24 protein-coding genes are annotated in these 15935 nt (G+C 66.2%); all 24 read right to left on the bottom strand.

All coding sequences use genetic code 11. The annotated features are described in order from the left end of the window. Window positions 1–138: 138 nt before the first annotated feature. Entirely contained in the window at window positions 139–1452 is a 1314-nt protein-coding gene (gene secY, locus DL519_RS33465) for a preprotein translocase subunit SecY (protein ID WP_190820753.1), read from the bottom strand. 437 nt (window positions 1453–1889) lie between these two features. Next, the gene (gene rplO / locus DL519_RS33460; protein ID WP_168585493.1) at window positions 1890–2339 is read right to left on the bottom strand and encodes a 50S ribosomal protein L15; all 450 of its coding nucleotides are present in this window, start codon (window positions 2337–2339) and stop codon (window positions 1890–1892) included. Between the two features lies 1 nt (window position 2340). After that, window positions 2341–2523 (bottom strand): 50S ribosomal protein L30, encoded by a 183-nt coding sequence (gene rpmD / locus DL519_RS33455; protein WP_168585494.1) that lies wholly within the window; start codon window positions 2521–2523, stop codon window positions 2341–2343. A 5-nt stretch (window positions 2524–2528) separates the two neighbouring features. Continuing rightward, window positions 2529–3140, bottom strand: a complete 612-nt coding sequence (gene rpsE, locus DL519_RS33450; protein WP_190820752.1) for a 30S ribosomal protein S5 — start codon at window positions 3138–3140, stop codon at window positions 2529–2531. 35 nt (window positions 3141–3175) lie between these two features. Continuing rightward, window positions 3176–3577, bottom strand: a complete 402-nt coding sequence (gene rplR, locus DL519_RS33445; RefSeq protein WP_168585496.1) for a 50S ribosomal protein L18 — start codon at window positions 3575–3577, stop codon at window positions 3176–3178. A 2-nt stretch (window positions 3578–3579) separates the two neighbouring features. Then, window positions 3580–4119 (bottom strand): 50S ribosomal protein L6, encoded by a 540-nt coding sequence (rplF, locus tag DL519_RS33440; RefSeq protein ID WP_190820751.1) that lies wholly within the window; start codon window positions 4117–4119, stop codon window positions 3580–3582. A gap of 16 nt (window positions 4120–4135) precedes the next feature. Continuing rightward, window positions 4136–4534, bottom strand: coding sequence for a 30S ribosomal protein S8 (gene rpsH / locus DL519_RS33435; RefSeq protein ID WP_010315396.1), 399 nt, complete (start codon window positions 4532–4534; stop codon window positions 4136–4138). Between the two features lie 231 nt (window positions 4535–4765). After that, window positions 4766–4951: a type Z 30S ribosomal protein S14 gene (locus DL519_RS33430; RefSeq protein ID WP_010315398.1), complete on the bottom strand. Its 186-nt coding sequence runs from the start codon at window positions 4949–4951 to the stop codon at window positions 4766–4768. Window positions 4952–4954: 3 nt separating this feature from the next. Further along, window positions 4955–5530 (bottom strand): 50S ribosomal protein L5, encoded by a 576-nt coding sequence (gene rplE, locus DL519_RS33425; RefSeq protein ID WP_190820749.1) that lies wholly within the window; start codon window positions 5528–5530, stop codon window positions 4955–4957. A 2-nt stretch (window positions 5531–5532) separates the two neighbouring features. Beyond that, window positions 5533–5847: a 50S ribosomal protein L24 gene (gene rplX, locus DL519_RS33420; protein ID WP_010315402.1), complete on the bottom strand. Its 315-nt coding sequence runs from the start codon at window positions 5845–5847 to the stop codon at window positions 5533–5535. Further along, a complete protein-coding gene (gene rplN, locus DL519_RS33415) occupies window positions 5847–6215 on the bottom strand; it encodes a 50S ribosomal protein L14 (RefSeq protein WP_010315405.1) in 369 nt (122 codons plus the stop codon). Before rplN ends, rplX begins: the two co-directional genes overlap by 1 nt. Before the next feature lie 179 nt (window positions 6216–6394). Then, window positions 6395–6670 (bottom strand): 30S ribosomal protein S17, encoded by a 276-nt coding sequence (rpsQ, locus tag DL519_RS33410; protein ID WP_190820747.1) that lies wholly within the window; start codon window positions 6668–6670, stop codon window positions 6395–6397. Further along, window positions 6667–6909, bottom strand: coding sequence for a 50S ribosomal protein L29 (gene rpmC, locus DL519_RS33405; RefSeq protein ID WP_168585501.1), 243 nt, complete (start codon window positions 6907–6909; stop codon window positions 6667–6669). Before rpmC ends, rpsQ begins: the two co-directional genes overlap by 4 nt. Next, entirely contained in the window at window positions 6909–7328 is a 420-nt protein-coding gene (rplP, locus tag DL519_RS33400) for a 50S ribosomal protein L16 (protein ID WP_010315411.1), read from the bottom strand. The genes rpmC and rplP overlap by 1 nt, the downstream gene beginning before the upstream one ends. 3 nt (window positions 7329–7331) lie before the next feature. Then, entirely contained in the window at window positions 7332–8198 is an 867-nt protein-coding gene (gene rpsC, locus DL519_RS33395; protein WP_168585502.1) for a 30S ribosomal protein S3, read from the bottom strand. Beyond that, entirely contained in the window at window positions 8198–8617 is a 420-nt protein-coding gene (rplV, locus tag DL519_RS33390) for a 50S ribosomal protein L22 (protein ID WP_190820745.1), read from the bottom strand. Before rplV ends, rpsC begins: the two co-directional genes overlap by 1 nt. 42 nt (window positions 8618–8659) lie before the next feature. Beyond that, entirely contained in the window at window positions 8660–8941 is a 282-nt protein-coding gene (rpsS, locus tag DL519_RS33385) for a 30S ribosomal protein S19 (RefSeq protein ID WP_093265642.1), read from the bottom strand. Window positions 8942–8959: 18 nt separating this feature from the next. After that, complete coding sequence (gene rplB / locus DL519_RS33380; protein WP_010315421.1) at window positions 8960–9793, bottom strand: 50S ribosomal protein L2; 834 nt, start codon at window positions 9791–9793, stop codon at window positions 8960–8962. A gap of 32 nt (window positions 9794–9825) precedes the next feature. Then, window positions 9826–10125: a 50S ribosomal protein L23 gene (gene rplW / locus DL519_RS33375; protein ID WP_190820743.1), complete on the bottom strand. Its 300-nt coding sequence runs from the start codon at window positions 10123–10125 to the stop codon at window positions 9826–9828. Further along, window positions 10122–10805: a 50S ribosomal protein L4 gene (gene rplD / locus DL519_RS33370; protein ID WP_190820741.1), complete on the bottom strand. Its 684-nt coding sequence runs from the start codon at window positions 10803–10805 to the stop codon at window positions 10122–10124. Before rplD ends, rplW begins: the two co-directional genes overlap by 4 nt. Continuing rightward, on the bottom strand, window positions 10805–11455 hold the full coding sequence (rplC, locus tag DL519_RS33365; protein WP_190820739.1) for a 50S ribosomal protein L3: 651 nt from the start codon (window positions 11453–11455) through the stop codon (window positions 10805–10807). The genes rplD and rplC overlap by 1 nt, the downstream gene beginning before the upstream one ends. Window positions 11456–11490: 35 nt before the next feature. Next, window positions 11491–11796, bottom strand: coding sequence for a 30S ribosomal protein S10 (gene rpsJ, locus DL519_RS33360; RefSeq protein WP_009948626.1), 306 nt, complete (start codon window positions 11794–11796; stop codon window positions 11491–11493). 596 nt (window positions 11797–12392) lie between these two features. After that, window positions 12393–13586: an elongation factor Tu gene (gene tuf / locus DL519_RS33355; RefSeq protein ID WP_190820737.1), complete on the bottom strand. Its 1194-nt coding sequence runs from the start codon at window positions 13584–13586 to the stop codon at window positions 12393–12395. Between the two features lie 220 nt (window positions 13587–13806). Further along, entirely contained in the window at window positions 13807–15909 is a 2103-nt protein-coding gene (gene fusA, locus DL519_RS33350; protein ID WP_190820735.1) for an elongation factor G, read from the bottom strand. Window positions 15910–15935: the final 26 nt, after the last annotated feature.

Below are 15935 nucleotides of genomic sequence, written 5' to 3'. Positions count from 1 at the left end.
GCTGACGAGCTGCACGGGCGCCCTGAATGCATCCGGGCAGCCACGCTCCAACCCTACGCATGGGCCACGCGCACCAAGCCGGCCCACCCGCAACGACGGTCCCCGGGCATGCGCCACCGCGCGCCCGGACCGTCCAGTTTACCGGAGGAAACCCTCGTACCTGCGTTGCGTGAGCTGGCTCTCGATTTGCTTCACGGTGTCCAGGCCGACGTTGACCATGATCAGCACCGCGGTGCCGCCGAACGGGAAGTTCTGGTTCTGGCCCTGACCGCCGGTGATGCCGAGGAAGAAGTTCGGCAGGATCGCGATGATGCCCAGGTACAACGAGCCGGGCAGGGTGATCCGGGAGAGCACGAAGTTCAGGTACTCCGCGGTCGGCCGACCGGGCCGGATGCCCGGGATGAACCCGCCGAACTTCTTCATGTCGTCGGCGCGCTCTTCCGGGTTGAACGTGATCGACACGTAGAAGTACGCGAAGAAGACGATCAACGACATGTACAGCAGGATGTGCACCCAGCTGGACGGCGACACGATGTAGGTCTGGATGAACCGCGCCCACCAGGTGTCCTGGTTGCCGGCCAGCTGGCCGAGCAGCTGCGGCAGGTACAGCAGCGAGGAACCGAAGATGACCGGGATGACACCTGCCTGGTTCACCTTCAGCGGCAGGTAGGTGGAGGTCCCGCCGTACATCCGGCGGCCGATCATGCGCTTGGCGTATTGCACCGGGATCCGGCGCTGTGCCTGCTCGATGAAGACCACGGTCGCGATGATCACGATGGCGAAGGCGCACACCACGGTGAAGACCAGCCCGCCGTGCGAGGTGAGGATCGCGCCACCCTCGGCCGGGATCCGCGAGGCGATCGAGACGAAGATCAGCAGCGACATGCCGTTACCGATGCCGCGCTCGGTGATCAGCTCGCCCATCCACATCAGCACCGCGGCACCGGCGGTCATCACGACGACGATGGTGATCAGGTTCAGCACCGAGTCGTCCGGGATGACCGACACCGAGCAGCCCTGGAAGAGCTGGCCGCGGACCGCGAGCGCCACGATGCCGGTGCCCTGCAGGATCGCCAGCGCGATGGTCAGGTACCGGGTGTACTGGGTCAGCTTCGCCTGGCCGGACTGGCCTTCCTTCTTCAGCTGCTCGAAGCGCGGGATGACCACCTGCAGCAGCTGGATGATGATGCTCGCGGTGATGTAGGGCATGATGCCCAGCGACAACACCGACAGCTGCAGCAGCGCACCGCCGCTGAAGAGGTTGAGCAGCGAGTACACGCTCTGCGAACCGCTGCCCTGGATCTGCTCGATGCACTTCTGGATGTTCGGGTACGAAACCCCCGGAGAGGGGATCGTGGCGCCGAGCCGGTAGAGCACGACCATGCCCAGGGTGAACAGGATCTTGCGGCGCAGGTCCGGCGTCGCCAGAGCCGAGCGGAAGGCGCCGAGCACGCGAACCTCCTGTACGCGAGCCGGTCGGAACCGGCCGGGAAAAATGCGGTGATTTCCACAGCACCCGTTCATTACGGCACTGCCGGGGCGACTCTAGCAGGCCCGAACGAAGCCACGGACGGCGACCGAAGCCGCACAGCTGATCACAGCGTCCGCCATCGGCGAACCAGATTTTTCACAGGTCCCCCGAAAAACGTGAACACCCAAATACTCTGCCCCCAGGACAAGACGAAACAGATTGTCCCCCAAGGCAATTCGATCACGCGGCCGACCGGGAACCACCAATTCCCGGGTACACCGAAACGATCGGGTTGCGGGTGGAGGGCGCCTTCGACCGACTGCACCGGTCGAAAGCGCCCTCCAGTCTTCACCTGATCGGGAAAAGACCGAGGGCCGGGCGACTTCCCGTCGCCCGGCCCTCGGTTGGAAAACCGTTGTCAGCGGTCCAGTTTGGTGACCGAACCACCCGCAGCGGTGATCTTCTCCTGGGCGCTGCCGGTGAACGCGTGCGCGGTCACCTCCAGCTTGATGCCCTCCAGATCCCCGTCGCCGAGGATCTTGGCCAGCTCGTTCTTCTTGACCAGGCCCTTGGCGACCAGCTCGTCGATGCCGACGGTGCCGCCCTCCGGGAACGCCTGGGCAAGCCGACCGATGTTCACACCCTGGTACTCGGTGCGGAAGCGGTTCTTGAAGCCCTTCAGCTTCGGGAGCCGCATGTGGATCGGCATCTGCCCGCCCTCGAAGCGGGGGGAGACGTTCTTGCGGGCCTTGGTGCCCTTGGTACCGCGACCGGCGGTCTTGCCCTTGGAGCCCTCACCACGGCCGACGCGGACCTTGTCGCGCTTCGCACCGGGGGCCGGACGCAAGTCGTGCAGTTTGATGACCATGTCAGTCGACCTCCTCGACCGTCACCAGGTGACGGACGGCGTTGATCATGCCGCGCACGTTGGAGTCATCCGGACGCACCACGGACTGACGGATCTTGCGCAGCCCGAGGGAGCGCATACTGTCGCGCTGGTTCTGCTTGGTGCCGACCAGCCCGCGCACCTGGGTGATCTTCAGCTGTGCCATGTCGATCAGGCCCCCTGCTGCGCCGCACGGGCACGCAGGATGAACGCCGGGGCGACGTCCTCCAGGGGCAGGCCGCGACGAGCCGCGACCTCCTCCGGACGCTGCAGCAGCTTCAGCGCGGCGACCGTGGCGTGCACGATGTTGATCGGGTTGTCGCTGCCCAGAGACTTGCTCAGCACGTCGTGGACACCGGCGCACTCCAGCACCGCGCGAACCGGGCCACCGGCGATGACACCGGTACCGGCGCTGGCCGGACGCAGCAGCACGACGCCCGCGGCGTCCTCGCCCTGCACCGGGTGGGTGATGGTGCCGCCCAGGCGCGGGACGCGGAAGAAGTTCTTCTTCGCCTCCTCGACGCCCTTGGCGATCGCCGCCGGAACTTCCTTGGCCTTGCCGTAACCGACACCGACCATGCCGTCCCCGTCGCCGACGACGACCAGCGCGGTGAAGCTGAACCGCCGGCCACCCTTGACGACCTTCGCGACGCGGTTGATGGTCACGACGCGTTCGAACTGCGGGGTCTTCTCTTGGGCCGCCCCGCCACGGCCGCCGTCGCGGCGATCCCGGCGGTCCTTGCCGCCGGAGTCCCCGCCCTCACGCCGAGTGCGTCCAGGCATCAGGCGTCCCTTCCGTTCTCGTTCTTACCCACTTGTCAGAACTCCAGTCCGCCGTCACGGGCGGCGTCGGCCAGCGCGGCCACCCGACCGTGGTAGGCGTTACCGCCGCGGTCGAACACGACCTTGTCGATGCCGGCGTCCTTGGCACGGGCCGCAACGAGCTCGCCGACCTTGGTGGCCTTGGCCTTCTTGTCGCCCTCGACGGCCCGGACATCGGTTTCCAGGCTGGAAGCCGAGACCAGGGTGTGGCCCTTGGTGTCGTCGATGACCTGCGCGACGATGTTGCGCAGCGACCGGGTCACGACCAGACGCGGACGCTCGGCGGTGCCAACGATCTTCTTGCGGATGCGCGTGTGCCGCTTGGCACGGGCAAGCCGACGCTTGGTCGAGAGGTCCTTGCCCACCGGCTTACGCTTGGTAGCTGTCGTCTCGCTCATGGTCACTTACCCGTCTTCCCGACCTTGCGGCGGATGATCTCACCTGCGTAGCGGACACCCTTGCCCTTGTACGGGTCGGGCTTGCGCAGCTTGCGAATCCTGGCCGCGATCTCGCCGACCAACTGCTTGTCGATGCCCTTGACCGACAGCTTGGTCGGACCATCTACGGCGAACTGGATGCCTTCCGGCGGTTCGATCACGATGGGGTGGCTGTAGCCGAGGGAGAACTCCAGGTTCGACCCCTTCTGCAGCACGCGGTAACCGACGCCGTGGATCTCCAGGTTCTTCTGGTAACCCTGGCTGACACCGATCACCATGTTGTTGACCAGCGTCCGGGTGAGCCCGTGCAGCGAACGGCTTTCCCGCTCGTCGTTGGGGCGCTTCACCAGGATCGAACCGTCCTCGTCCCGCTCGACGACGATCGGCTCGGCGACCTGGTGCTGCAGGCTGCCCTTGGGGCCCTTCACGTTCACCGCCGGGCCGTCGATGGTCACCTCGACGCCGGAGGGGACGGTGATCGGCAGCTTTCCAATGCGCGACATTGCCGCTCCTCCTCCCTTACCAGACGTAGGCGAGGACTTCCCCGCCCACGCCCTTCTTCATGGCCTGCCGGTCGGTCAGCAGACCGCCGGAGGTCGAGATGATCGCGACGCCCAGGCCACCCAGCACCTTGGGAAGGTTGGTGGACTTGGCGTAGACCCGCAGGCCGGGCTTCGAGACCCGGCGCAGGCCCGCGATGCTCCGCTCGCGGTTCGGGCCGTACTTGAGCTCGACGACGAGCTGCTTGCAGTTCTCGCCCTCTTCGACGCGGGAGCCGGACACGTAGCCCTCCCGCTTGAGGATCTCGGCGATGTTCGCCTTCAGCTTGGAGTGCGGCATCACGACCTCGTCGTGGTATGCCGAGTTTCCGTTGCGCAGACGCGTCAGCATGTCTGCGATCGGATCGGTCATCGTCATGACCTGCTCAACCTTTCTCGTCTGGTTCCGATGGGCCCCGACCGCGCACCACCCGGGATCCGGGTGGCCGTCTGGGCCCTGGCCTGGACGAAGTTCGGGGTTTCCCGGCCGAGCAGCCGGATCCCTTGTCATTTCACGTGCAAGCACGGCGTTCGCCGCGGAGCGTGGGCATCAGCCCTGGTAGGCCCGCTGAGGGTACCGGGAGCCGGCATCCCCGCAGCAGGCGGGCAGTCACCAGGAAGACTTGCTCACGCCGGGCAGTTCGCCCGCGTGCGCCATCTCGCGGAAGCACACCCGGCACAGCCCGAACTTGCGGAACACCGCACGCGGCCGGCCGCAGCGCTGGCAGCGGGTGTAGCCGCGGACGTTGAACTTCGGCTTGCGCGCCGCCTTGATAACCAGCGCCTTCTTGGCCATCGCTCAGTTCTCCTTGAACGGGAAGCCCAGGTGCTTCAGCAGCGCCCGGCCCTCCTCATTGTTGGTGGCCGTGGTAACGACAGTGATGTCCATGCCACGTGGGCGGTCGATGTTGTCCGGGTTGATCTCGTGGAACATCGACTGCTCGTTGAGGCCGAACGTGTAGTTGCCCTTGCCGTCGAACTGCTTCGGCGACAACCCGCGGAAGTCGCGGATTCGCGGCAGCGCGATGGTGACCAGGCGGTCCAGGAACTCCCACATCCGGTCGCCGCGCAGGGTGACCCGCGCACCGATCGGCATGCCCTCGCGGAGCTTGAACTGCGCGATGGACTTGCGGGCCTTGCGGATCTCCGGCTTCTGACCGGTGATGATCGACAGGTCGCGGACCGCGCCCTCGATCAGCTTGCTGTCCCGAGCGGCGTCGCCAACACCCATGTTGACCACGACCTTGACCACGCCGGGCGTCTGCATCACGTTGGAGTAGTTGAACTCCTCGTTGAGCGCCAGGCGGATCTCCTCGCGGTAACGGGTCTTCAGCCGCGGGACAATCTTCTCAGCGCCTTTTTCCAAGGTAGTCATGATCAGATGTCCTTACCGTTACGACGAGAAATGCGAACCTTCTTGCCGTCCTCACCGATGCGGTAGCCGACCCGGGTGGGCTTGCCGTCGGAGTCCACGACCATCACGTTGCTCACGTGGATCGACGCTTCCTGGGTGACGATGCCGCCGGACTGCGCGCCACGCTCGGTCCGGGAGACCTTGGTGTGCTTCTTGATCCGGTTGACACCCTCGACCAGCACGCGCTGCTCCTGCGGCATGGCCTTGATGACCTTGCCCTTGGCGCCCTTGTCCTTGCCGGAGATGACGACGACCGTGTCGCCTTTCTTGATTTTCATCACAAAACCTCCGGCGCGAGCGAGATGATCTTCATGAACTTCTTGTCGCGCAGCTCGCGGGCGACGGGCCCGAAGATACGGGTGCCCCGCGGTTCGCCACCGGGCTTGACCAGCACCGCAGCGTTCTCGTCGAACCGGATGTAGGAACCATCCGCCCGACGCTTTTCCTTCTTCTGGCGGACGATGACGGCCTTGACCACATCGCCCTTCTTGACTCCGGCACCGGGGATGGCTTCCTTGACGGTCGCCACGATGATGTCCCCGAGGCCCGCGTACCGCCGACCCGACCCACCGAGGACACGGATCGTGAGGATCTCCTTGGCCCCGGTGTTGTCGGCGACACGCAGTCGCGACTCCTGCTGGATCACGTCTGACTCCTGACCCTAAGTACTCGGACCTGGCCCGAGCACACTCTGGCGCGCCAAATTTCCGACCTGACGCGCGCGGTCAACTTCCGGAACGCGAACCGGCCGACCGCTGGGAGAATTCCCGGCATTGCCCGGGCATGGGTGTCCCGCAGCGGTCAGCCAGCCGCAACCGTTCAGTTTTACTTGGCCTTCTCGACGACCTCGACGAGCCGCCAGCGCTTGGTGGCCGACAGCGGTCGGGTCTCCATCAGCAGCACGCGGTCGCCGACACCGGCCGTGTTGGCCTCGTCGTGCACCTTGACCTTGCTGGTCTGCCGCATGACCTTGCCGTAGAGGGCGTGCTTCTTGCGGTCTTCGAGGGCGACCACGATCGTCTTGTCCATCTTGTCCGAGACGACGTAGCCCTCGCGCACCTTGCGACGGTTGCGCTCCACGCCCTGTCCTTTCTCACTCATGCCGCTCCCTCCTCAGCGCCTTCGGGGGAAACCGTCAGGCCCAATTCGCGCTCGCGCATGATGGTGTAGATCCGGGCGATGTCCTGGCGGACGACGCGCAGCCGCCGGTTGTTCTGCAGCTGACCCGTGGCCATCTGGAAGCGGAGGTTGAACAGCTCCTCCTTTGCCTCCTTCAGCCGCTGGGCGAGCTCCTCCTCGTTGAGTTCGCGGAGCTCGGATGCGGTGACACCCGCTGCCATCAGAAGTCACCACCCTCACGGGACACGATCTTGCACTTCATCGGGAGCTTGTGCGCCGCACGGGTCAGCGCCTCGATCGCCGTCTTCTCGTTCGGGAAGGTCAGCTCGAACATGATGCGTCCGGGCTTGACGTTGGCGACCCAGGACTCCGGCGAACCCTTACCGGAACCCTGACGGGTTTCGGCCGGCTTCTTGGTCAGCGGGCGGTCCGGGAAGATGTTGATCCACACCTTGCCGCCACGCTTGACGTGCCGGGTGATCGCGATACGGGCCGACTCGATCTGCCGGTTGGTCACGTAGCCGTGCTCGATCGCCTGAATGCCGTACTCGCCGAAGTTGATCCGGGTGCCACCCTTGGCGAAGCCCGTACGCTTCGGCGCGTGGCTCTTACGCCACTTCACCCTGCGTGGGACGAGCACGTCTCAGCCCTCCGTCTTCTCTTCAGCCGCAGCAGCCTGCGGCTGCTCGCCCTCCGCGGCCTTCTCGGCCTTGGCGGACTTGTCAGCTGCAGCGCGGTCCGCGCCACCGGCACCCCGGCGACGACCACCACGGTCGGAACGGCCACCGCGCTCGCCGCGCTCGCCGCGGTCGCCGCGGTCGCCGCGGTCGCCACCACCGCGCGGCGGACGGACCTCGGACTGCTCTTGCTTCTGCTTCAGGCCACCGACCAGCTCGCCCTTGTAGATCCACACCTTGACGCCGATACGGCCGAAGGTGGTGCGGGCCTCGAAGAAGCCGTAGTCGATGTCCGCGCGCAGCGTGTGCAGCGGAACCCGACCCTCGCGGTAGAACTCCGAGCGGGACATCTCCGCGCCGCCCAAGCGACCCGAGCACTGCACCCGGATGCCCTTGACCTGCGACGAGCGCATGGCCGACTGGATGGCCTTGCGCATCGCGCGCCGGAAGGACACGCGGTTGGACAGCTGCTCGGCCACGCCCTGCGCGACCAGCTGGGCGTCCGCCTCGGGGTTCTTGACCTCGAGGATGTTGAGCTGAACCTGCTTACCGGTCAGCTTCTCCAGCGAACCGCGGATGCGGTCCGCCTCGGCACCGCGGCGGCCGATGACGATGCCCGGCCGGGCGGTATGAATGTCCACGCGGACCCGCTCGCGGGTGCGCTCGATCTCAACCTTCGAGATCCCAGCGCGCTCCATGCCGCGAGACAGCTGCCGGCGGATCTTGACGTCCTCCGCGACGTACTCCGAGTACTGCTTGTCGGCGTACCAGCGAGACTTCCAGTCCGTGGTGATGCCGAGTCGGAAGCCGTGCGGGTTGATCTTCTGACCCACTACCGGGCACTCCCCTTCTGGCTCTTTCGGGACTTGGTCGCCGCACGCGGCCGAGACTCGATCTCGACCGTGATGTGGCTTGTCCGCTTCCGGATCCGGTACGCACGGCCCTGCGCGCGCGGCCGGAACCGCTTCAACGTCGGCCCCTCGTCCACGTACGCGTGGTGCACCCACAGCGTCTCGGGGTCGAGGGAAAGATTGTTCTCCGCGTTGGCGATCGCACTGGCGAGCACCTTCGACACCGGACCGCTGGCGGTCTGCGGCGCGAACTGAAGCACGGCCAGGGCATCGCTGGCGCTCCGGCCCTTGATGAGCTCGACCACGCGCCGCGCCTTCATCGGCGACACGCGGACGAACCGGGCCCGCGCCACTGCGCGCGGGGTCTCCTCCGCGGCAGTGTCGTCGGAACGGGCTGTCATCCTGCTACCCCTTGCTCTTACTCGTTCGTGTCACAGACCCGCTCAGCGGCGGCGCGACTTCCGGTCATCCTTGACGTGGCCCTTGAAGGTGCGGGTCGGGGCGAATTCGCCCAGCTTGTGCCCGACCATCGACTCGGTGACGAACACCGGGATGTGCTTGCGACCGTCGTGCACCGCGAAGGTGTGGCCCAGCATGTCCGGGATGATCGTCGACCGGCGGGACCAGGTCTTGATCACGGTCTTCTTGCCCGACTCGTTAAGCACGTCCACCTTCTTGAGCAGGTGGTCGTCCACGAACGGGCCCTTCTTCAGGCTGCGTGGCATGTTTGCTTACCTCCCTGCTCAGCGCTTCTTGCCAGTACGGCGACGGCGGACGATGAGCTTGTCACTGGGCTTGCGGCGGCGGGTGCGACCCTCCGGCTTGCCCTTCGGGTTGACCGGGTGACGACCACCGGAGGTCTTGCCCTCACCACCACCGTGCGGGTGGTCCACCGGGTTCATCACGACACCGCGGACGGTCGGGCGCTTGCCCTTCCACCGCATGCGGCCGGCCTTGCCCCAGTTGATGTTGGCGTGCTCGGAGTTGCCGACCTCGCCGACGGTGGCCCGGCACCGCGCGTCCACGTTGCGGATTTCGCCCGAGGGCATCCGCAGCTGGGCGTACGGGCCGTCCTTGGCCACCAGCTGCACCCGGGCGCCGGCCGACCGCGCGATCTTGGCGCCGCCACCGGGGCGGAGCTCGATCGCGTGGATCACGGTGCCGGTCGGGATGTTGCGCAGCGGCAGGTTGTTACCCGGCTTGATGTCCGCACGCGCACCGCTCTCGATGGCGTCGCCCTGCTTGATGTTGTTCGGCGCAATGATGTAGCGCTTCTCGCCATCGGCGTAGTGCAGGAGCGCGATCCGAGCGCTGCGGTTCGGGTCGTACTCGATGTGCGCGACCTTGGCCGGCACACCGTCCTTGTCGTTGCGGCGGAAGTCGATCACGCGGTAAGCCCGCTTGTGACCGCCACCCTTATGCCGCGTGGTGATCTTGCCCTGAGCGTTGCGGCCCGCCTTCTTGTTCAGCGGACGCACCAACGACTTCTCCGGCTCCGACCGGGTGATCTCGGCGAAGTCGGACACGCTCGCGCCACGACGGCCCGGCGTCGTCGGCTTGTACTTGCGAATGCCCATTGTTAACGCAACCTCGTCCTAATCAGCACCGGTCAGGCGGCCGGTCCGCCGAAGATCTCGATCGGCTTGCTCTCCGGCGACAGGGTGACGATCGCCCGCTTGGTGTCTTTGCGCTTGCCGAACCCGGACCGGGAACGCTTGCGCTTGCCGTTGCGGTTGATCGTGTTGACGCTGGTCACCTTGACGTCGAAGATCTTCTCGACCGCGATCTTGATCTCGGTCTTGTTCGAGCGCGGGTCCACCAGGAAGGTGTACTGCCCCTGTTCGAGCAGCCCGTAGCTCTTCTCGGAGATCACCGGCGCAAGGATGATGTCTCGCGGGTCGGCGCTCACTGCTGTGCCTCCTCTGCGGAAGACGCGGCGGCCTTGACCGACCGGCCCTTGACGGGGCCCGCGACGAAACGCTCGAACGCGGACTTGGTGAACACCACGTCATCGCTGTTGAGGACGTCGTAGGTGTTCAGCTGGCCCGGGTCGATCAGGTGCACGTTCTGCAGGTTCCGCAGGCTCAGCCACGAGTTCTCCTCCTCGTGGCGGTTGAGCACGACCAGAACCTTCTTGGCCTCGGTCCAGTTGCGCAGCGCGGTCTTCGCCGACTTGGTGGACGGCGTCTCGCCGCCGACCACGCCGGTGACCACGTGCAGCTGGCCGGCGCGAACCCGGTCGGAGAGGGCACCGCGCAGGGCGGCGACCTTCATCTTCTTCGGGGTCCGCTGGGAGTAGTCCCGCGGCTGCGGCCCGTGGACGACGCCACCGCCGGTGAACTGCGGGGCCCGGATGGAGCCCTGCCGGGCGTTGCCGGTGCCCTTCTGGCGGTACGGCTTCCTGCCGCCGCCAGACACCATGCCGCGCGTCTTGGTGGAGTGGGTGCCCTGGCGCGCAGCGGCCAGCTGGGCCACCACGACCTGGTGCATCAGGGGCACGTTCGCCTGCACGTCGAAGATCTCGGCGGGCAATTCGACGGTGCCGTCGGTCTTACCGTCCGGGGTACGGACGTCGAGCGTCAGGCTCATCACGCACCACCCTTCGCAGGACTCTTAACCAGGACCAGGCCGCCCTTGGGACCGGGGACGGCGCCCTTGATCAGCAGCAGGCCGGTCTCCGACTCCACCTTGTGAACCTTCAGGTTCTGGGTGGTGACGCGGTCCGAGCCCATCCGCCCGGCCATCCGCATGCCCTTGAACACGCGGCCCGGGGTGGCGCAGCCACCGATGGAGCCCGGCTTGCGGTGCACCGCCTGGGTACCGTGGCTGGCACCCTGGCTACGGAAACCGTGCCGCTTGATGGTGCCCGCGAAGCCCTTGCCCTTGCTGGTGCCGACCACGTCGACCACCGCGCCCGCCTCGAAGACGTCCGCGCCGATCTCCTGGCCCAGCTCGTACTCACCGGCGTCCGCGGTGCGCAGCTCCACGACGTGGCGGCGCGGGGTGACGCCGGCCTTGGTGAAGTGGCCGCCCCGCGGCTTGTTCACCTTGCGCGGGTCGATGGCGCCGAACGCCAGCTGCACGGCCGAGTAGCCGTCTTTCTCGGGGGTCCGAATCTGGGTTACCACGTTCGGCCCGGCCTGCACGACCGTCACCGGGACAATCCGGTTCTGGTCGTCGAAGACCTGGGTCATGCCGAGCTTGGTGCCCAGAATCCCCTTGATCTGCCTGTCAGACATAGGTCTCGTTCTCTCCAGCTACCTCGTCGCCGCGCTTACTGGATGTTCACGTCGACGCTGGCCGGCAGGTCGATGCGCATCAGCGCGTCAACCGTCTTCGGCGTCGGTTCGAGGATGTCGATGAGCCGCTTGTGCGTCCGCATCTCGAAGTGCTCCCGCGAGTCCTTGTACTTGTGCGGGGAGCGGATGACGCAGTAGACGTTCTTCTCCGTGGGCAGCGGCACTGGCCCGACGACCCGAGCGCCGGTGCGCGTCACGGTCTCGACGATCTTGCGTGCGGACGCGTCGATCGCCTCGTGGTCGTAGGCCTTGAGCCGGATGCGGATCTTCTGTCCCGCCATAGTGGCTTGCCGTTCCTCTAGTCTCGTGCCGCGGTTTCGTCTTGGGTGCGGGTGCACCGCACCCTCGCGGGCGGTGGTGCCCCACGCGGCCTCAGCCTTGTGTCGTCCCGATGCCGGGAGGCGCCACAGCTCTCAGTCCGCCCCTGTTCAGGTATCTGGTGCCCGGTACCCGCGGTCGGGCGTGTCGCCCAGCTACCGCATACCGGTCCCCGCGAACGTCGCCGACGGGGTGAGCCTTGCGGCCCGTACACCTTTTTGTGCCCTGTTCGGCCCGCCACCGGGAATCCGGCGGCATCAGCACCGTCTGAGAACGGTCCTGAACCGGAACAAGGGCGCGAGGCCCTCGCAGCAAGGCGGCCGGAACTTTCGAACCTTCTCGAATTCGGTCGGTTCAAAACCCGGCCGCCCTGAACGAGCAACCTATACAGGATGCCATACCCGTTTATCCAGCCCAAACCGGGGGTGGGGTTACGGGGAGAACTGTCGCCGGGCTCACTCGCCGAGGCGGGACACCGGCTGGACGAAACCCTCGGCAGGTTGTCATCGAAAAGCAAGAGGGCCCGCCCCCGAAGGTTCGGGGGCGGGCCCTCGTCACGTCACTTGATGATCTTGGTGACGCGACCGGCGCCGACGGTGCGGCCACCCTCGCGGATCGCGAAGCGCAGACCTTCGTCCATCGCGATCGGCTGGATCAGGGCGACCGTCATCTCGGTGTTGTCGCCCGGCATGACCATCTCGGTGCCCTCGGGGAGGGTCACCACACCGGTCACGTCGGTGGTGCGGAAGTAGAACTGCGGCCGGTAGTTGTTGAAGAACGGCGTGTGCCGGCCACCCTCGTCCTTGGACAGGATGTACACCTGAGCCTCGAAGTCGGTGTGCGGGGTGGTGGTGCCGGGCTTCACGACGACCATGCCGCGCTCGACCTCTTCGCGCTTGATACCGCGAATCAGCAGACCGACGTTGTCACCCGCCTGGCCCTCGTCGAGCAGCTTGCGGAACATCTCGACACCGGTGACGGTGGTCTTGATCGGCTTCTCCTTGATGCCGACCATCTCCACCTCCTCGTTCACCTTGACGACACCGCGCTCGATGCGGCCGGTGACCACGGTGCCGCGGCCGGTGATGGAGAAGACGTCCTCGATCGGCATCAGGAACGGCTTCTCGATCTCGCGGACCGGCTCCGGGACGTTCTCGTCCACCGCGTCCATCAGCTCGACGATCTTGGCGCCCCACTCGGCGTCGCCCTCCAGCGCCTTCAGCGCGGAAACGCGGACCACCGGCACGTCGTCGCCCGGGAACTCCTGGGCCGACAGCAGCTCGCGGACCTCCATCTCGACGAGCTCGAGGATTTCCTCGTCGTCGACCATGTCGGCCTTGTTCAGCGCGACCAGGATGTAGGGCACGCCGACCTGGCGGGCCAGCAGCACGTGCTCGCGGGTCTGCGGCATCGGGCCGTCGGTCGCCGCGACCACCAGGATCGCGCCGTCCATCTGCGCGGCACCGGTGATCATGTTCTTCACGTAGTCGGCGTGACCGGGGGCGTCCACGTGGGCGTAGTGGCGCTTCTCGGTCTGGTACTCGACGTGCGCGATCTGGATCGTGATGCCGCGCTCACGCTCCTCCGGCGCCTTGTCGATCTCGTCGAACGGCGTGAAGGGGTTCAGCGACGGGTACTTGTCGTGCAGAACCTTGGTGATGGCCGCGGTGAGCGTGGTCTTGCCGTGGTCAACGTGACCGATGGTCCCGATGTTGACGTGCGGCTTGTCCCTCTCGAACTTCGCCTTAGCCACTGGATTGTCCTCCTGGACTTGTTAACTTTCCGCCGTACGACTTGTTGTGCCAGGCGGAGTCCTGTCGGGTAGGTGACGAGCGGGCCCCCGATCCCGGAAGAACACTGTCCTTACGGGATGGCGGCCCGTCCGCCGCCGAACTGGAGGGGATTGCTCCCCGGTCGCCTTCGCGAGGCGTTGCCTCCCGCTCGGTCCCGGCTGGCCGCGACCGAGCAGCGGGTCACTCGCCCGTTGCCTTGGCGATGATCTCCTTAGCCACGTTCGCCGGAACCTCGGCGTAGGAGTCGAACACCATCGAGTAGTTGGCACGACCCTGGGTCTTGGACCGCAGGTCGCCGACATACCCGAACATCTCCGACAGCGGCACGAGAGCCTTGACGACGCGGGTACCGCTGCGCTCCTCCATGGCCTGGATCTGGCCACGGCGGGAGTTCAGGTCGCCGATGACATCGCCCATGTAGTCCTCGGGCGTGGTCACCTCGACCGCCATCATCGGTTCGAGCAGCGCCGGGGAGGCCTTCGCAGCGGCTTCCTTCAGCGCCATCGAACCCGCGACCTTGAACGCCATTTCCGACGAGTCGACCTCGTGGTACTGGCCGTCGAGCAAGGTCACCTTCACGCCGACCAGCGGGTAGCCGGCCAGCACGCCGTACTGCATCGCGTCCTGCGCGCCCTGGTCCACCGACGGGATGTACTCCCGCGGGATGCGCCCACCGGTGACCTTGTTCGCGAACTCGTAGGTCGCGCTCTCGGACGTCTGCTCGATCGGCGACAGGCCGATGATCACGCGCGCGAACTGACCGGAACCACCGGTCTGCTTCTTGTGCGTGTACTCGTACTTGTCGATCGACTTGCGAATCGTCTCGCGGTAGGCCACCTGCGGCTTGCCGATGTTGGCCTCGACCTTGAAGTCGGTCTTCATCCGGTTGACGAGCACCTCGAGGTGCAGCTCGCCCATGCCCTTGATGATGGTCTGACCGGTTTCCTCGTCCAGCTTGACCTGGAACGTGGGGTCTTCCTCGGCGAGCTTCTGGATCGCCGTGGACAGCTTCTCCTGGTCGGCCTTCGTCTTGGGCTCGATGGCCACCTCGATGACCGGTGCCGGGAAGGTCATCGACTCCAGCACGATCGGGTTCGCCGGGTCGCAGAGGGTGTCACCGGTGGTGGTGTCCTTCAGGCCGATCACCGCGTAGATGTGACCCGCCTGGATCTCGTCGACCGGGTTCTCCTTGTTGGAGTGCATCTGGAACATCTTCCCGATGCGCTCCTTGCGCTCCTTGGTCGAGTTGATGACCTGGGTGCCCGCGGAGACCTTGCCCGAGTAGACCCGGACGTAGGTGAGCTTGCCGAAGAACGGGTGCACGGCGATCTTGGACACCAGCGCGGCGAACGGCTCGTCGATGCTGGGCTTGCGCTCGGCCGGGGTCACACCGTCGGGCAGCAGGCCCTGCACCGGCGGGACGTCCAGCGGCGAGGGCAGGTAGTCCACCACCGCGTCCAGCATCGGCTGGACACCCTTGTTCTTGAACGCGGTACCGCAGAGCACCGGGAACGCCTCGCGGCTGTTGGTCAGCTTGCGGATGCCGCTCTTGATCTGCTCCTCGGTCAGCTTCTCGCCACCGAAGTAGGCCTCCATCAGAGCGTCGTCGGACTCCGCGACGGCCTCGATCAGCTTCTCGCGGTATTCCGCGGCCTGCTCGGCGAGGTTGGCCGGGATGTCCTCGACCTCGTAGTCCTCACCCTTCTGGACCTCGCCGCGCCAGGTCAGGGCCTTCATCCGGACCAGGTCGATGACGCCCTGGAAGTCGGACTCGGCGCCGATCGGCAGCTGAAGCACCAGCGGCCGGGCGTGGAGGCGTTCCTCGATCGTCCGAACCGTGAAGTAGAAGTCCGCGCCCAGCTTGTCCATCTTGTTGACGAAGCAGATACGCGGGACGTCGTACTTGTCCGCCTGACGCCAGACCTGCTCGGACTGCGGTTCGACACCTTCCTTACCGTCGAACACCGCGACCGCGCCGTCCAGGACGCGCAGCGACCGCTCCACCTCGACCGTGAAGTCGACGTGGCCCGGGGTGTCGATGATGTTGATCTGGGTGTCGCCCCAGAAGGTCGTGGTAGCAGCTGCGGTAATGGTGATACCCCGCTTCTGCTCCTCTTCCATCCAGTCCATCGTCGCGGCGCCGTCGTGCACCTCGCCGATCTTGTACGTGATCCCCGTGTAGTAGAGGATCCGCTCGGTCGTGGTGGTCTTGCCCGCATCGATGTGGGCCATGATGCCGATGTTGCGGACCTTGGTCAGGTCTGTCAGCACGTCGCGTGCCACGAGTTTCTTCCCCGTTCCCTACAGCA

The organism is Saccharopolyspora pogona (genome assembly GCF_014697215.1).
Classification (GTDB): Bacteria; Actinomycetota; Actinomycetes; order Mycobacteriales; family Pseudonocardiaceae; genus Saccharopolyspora; species Saccharopolyspora hattusasensis.
This window is presented reverse-complemented; position numbering and strand designations above follow the sequence as displayed.

Bases quoted from the DNA above. Each gene is read 5' to 3' on its own strand.
- rpmD (WP_168585494.1), bottom strand. From the start codon at position 2,523: ATGGCACAGCTGAAGATCACCCAGGTGCGCGGGCTGGTCGGCACCAAG.
- rpsQ (WP_190820747.1), bottom strand. From the start codon at position 6,670: ATGAGTGAGAAAGGACAGGGCGTGGAGCGCAACCGTCGCAAGGTGCGC.
- rplB (WP_010315421.1), bottom strand. From the start codon at position 9,793: ATGGGCATTCGCAAGTACAAGCCGACGACGCCGGGCCGTCGTGGCGCG.
- rplX (WP_010315402.1), bottom strand. From the start codon at position 5,847: ATGAAAATCAAGAAAGGCGACACGGTCGTCGTCATCTCCGGCAAGGAC.
- DL519_RS33430 (WP_010315398.1), bottom strand. From the start codon at position 4,951: ATGGCCAAGAAGGCGCTGGTTATCAAGGCGGCGCGCAAGCCGAAGTTC.
- rplV (WP_190820745.1), bottom strand. From the start codon at position 8,617: ATGACAGCCCGTTCCGACGACACTGCCGCGGAGGAGACCCCGCGCGCA.
- rplF (WP_190820751.1), bottom strand. From the start codon at position 4,119: ATGTCGCGCATTGGAAAGCTGCCGATCACCGTCCCCTCCGGCGTCGAG.
- rpsH (WP_010315396.1), bottom strand. From the start codon at position 4,534: ATGACGATGACCGATCCGATCGCAGACATGCTGACGCGTCTGCGCAAC.
- rpsJ (WP_009948626.1), bottom strand. From the start codon at position 11,796: ATGGCGGGACAGAAGATCCGCATCCGGCTCAAGGCCTACGACCACGAG.
- rplE (WP_190820749.1), bottom strand. From the start codon at position 5,530: ATGACTACCTTGGAAAAAGGCGCTGAGAAGATTGTCCCGCGGCTGAAG.
- rpsE (WP_190820752.1), bottom strand. From the start codon at position 3,140: ATGCCTGGACGCACTCGGCGTGAGGGCGGGGACTCCGGCGGCAAGGAC.
- rplC (WP_190820739.1), bottom strand. From the start codon at position 11,455: ATGTCTGACAGGCAGATCAAGGGGATTCTGGGCACCAAGCTCGGCATG.
- rplD (WP_190820741.1), bottom strand. From the start codon at position 10,805: ATGAGCCTGACGCTCGACGTCCGTACCCCGGACGGTAAGACCGACGGC.
- rplO (WP_168585493.1), bottom strand. From the start codon at position 2,339: ATGGTCATCAAACTGCACGACTTGCGTCCGGCCCCCGGTGCGAAGCGC.
- rpsS (WP_093265642.1), bottom strand. From the start codon at position 8,941: ATGCCACGCAGCCTGAAGAAGGGCCCGTTCGTGGACGACCACCTGCTC.
- rplR (WP_168585496.1), bottom strand. From the start codon at position 3,577: ATGAGCGAGACGACAGCTACCAAGCGTAAGCCGGTGGGCAAGGACCTC.
- rpmC (WP_168585501.1), bottom strand. From the start codon at position 6,909: ATGGCAGCGGGTGTCACCGCATCCGAGCTCCGCGAACTCAACGAGGAG.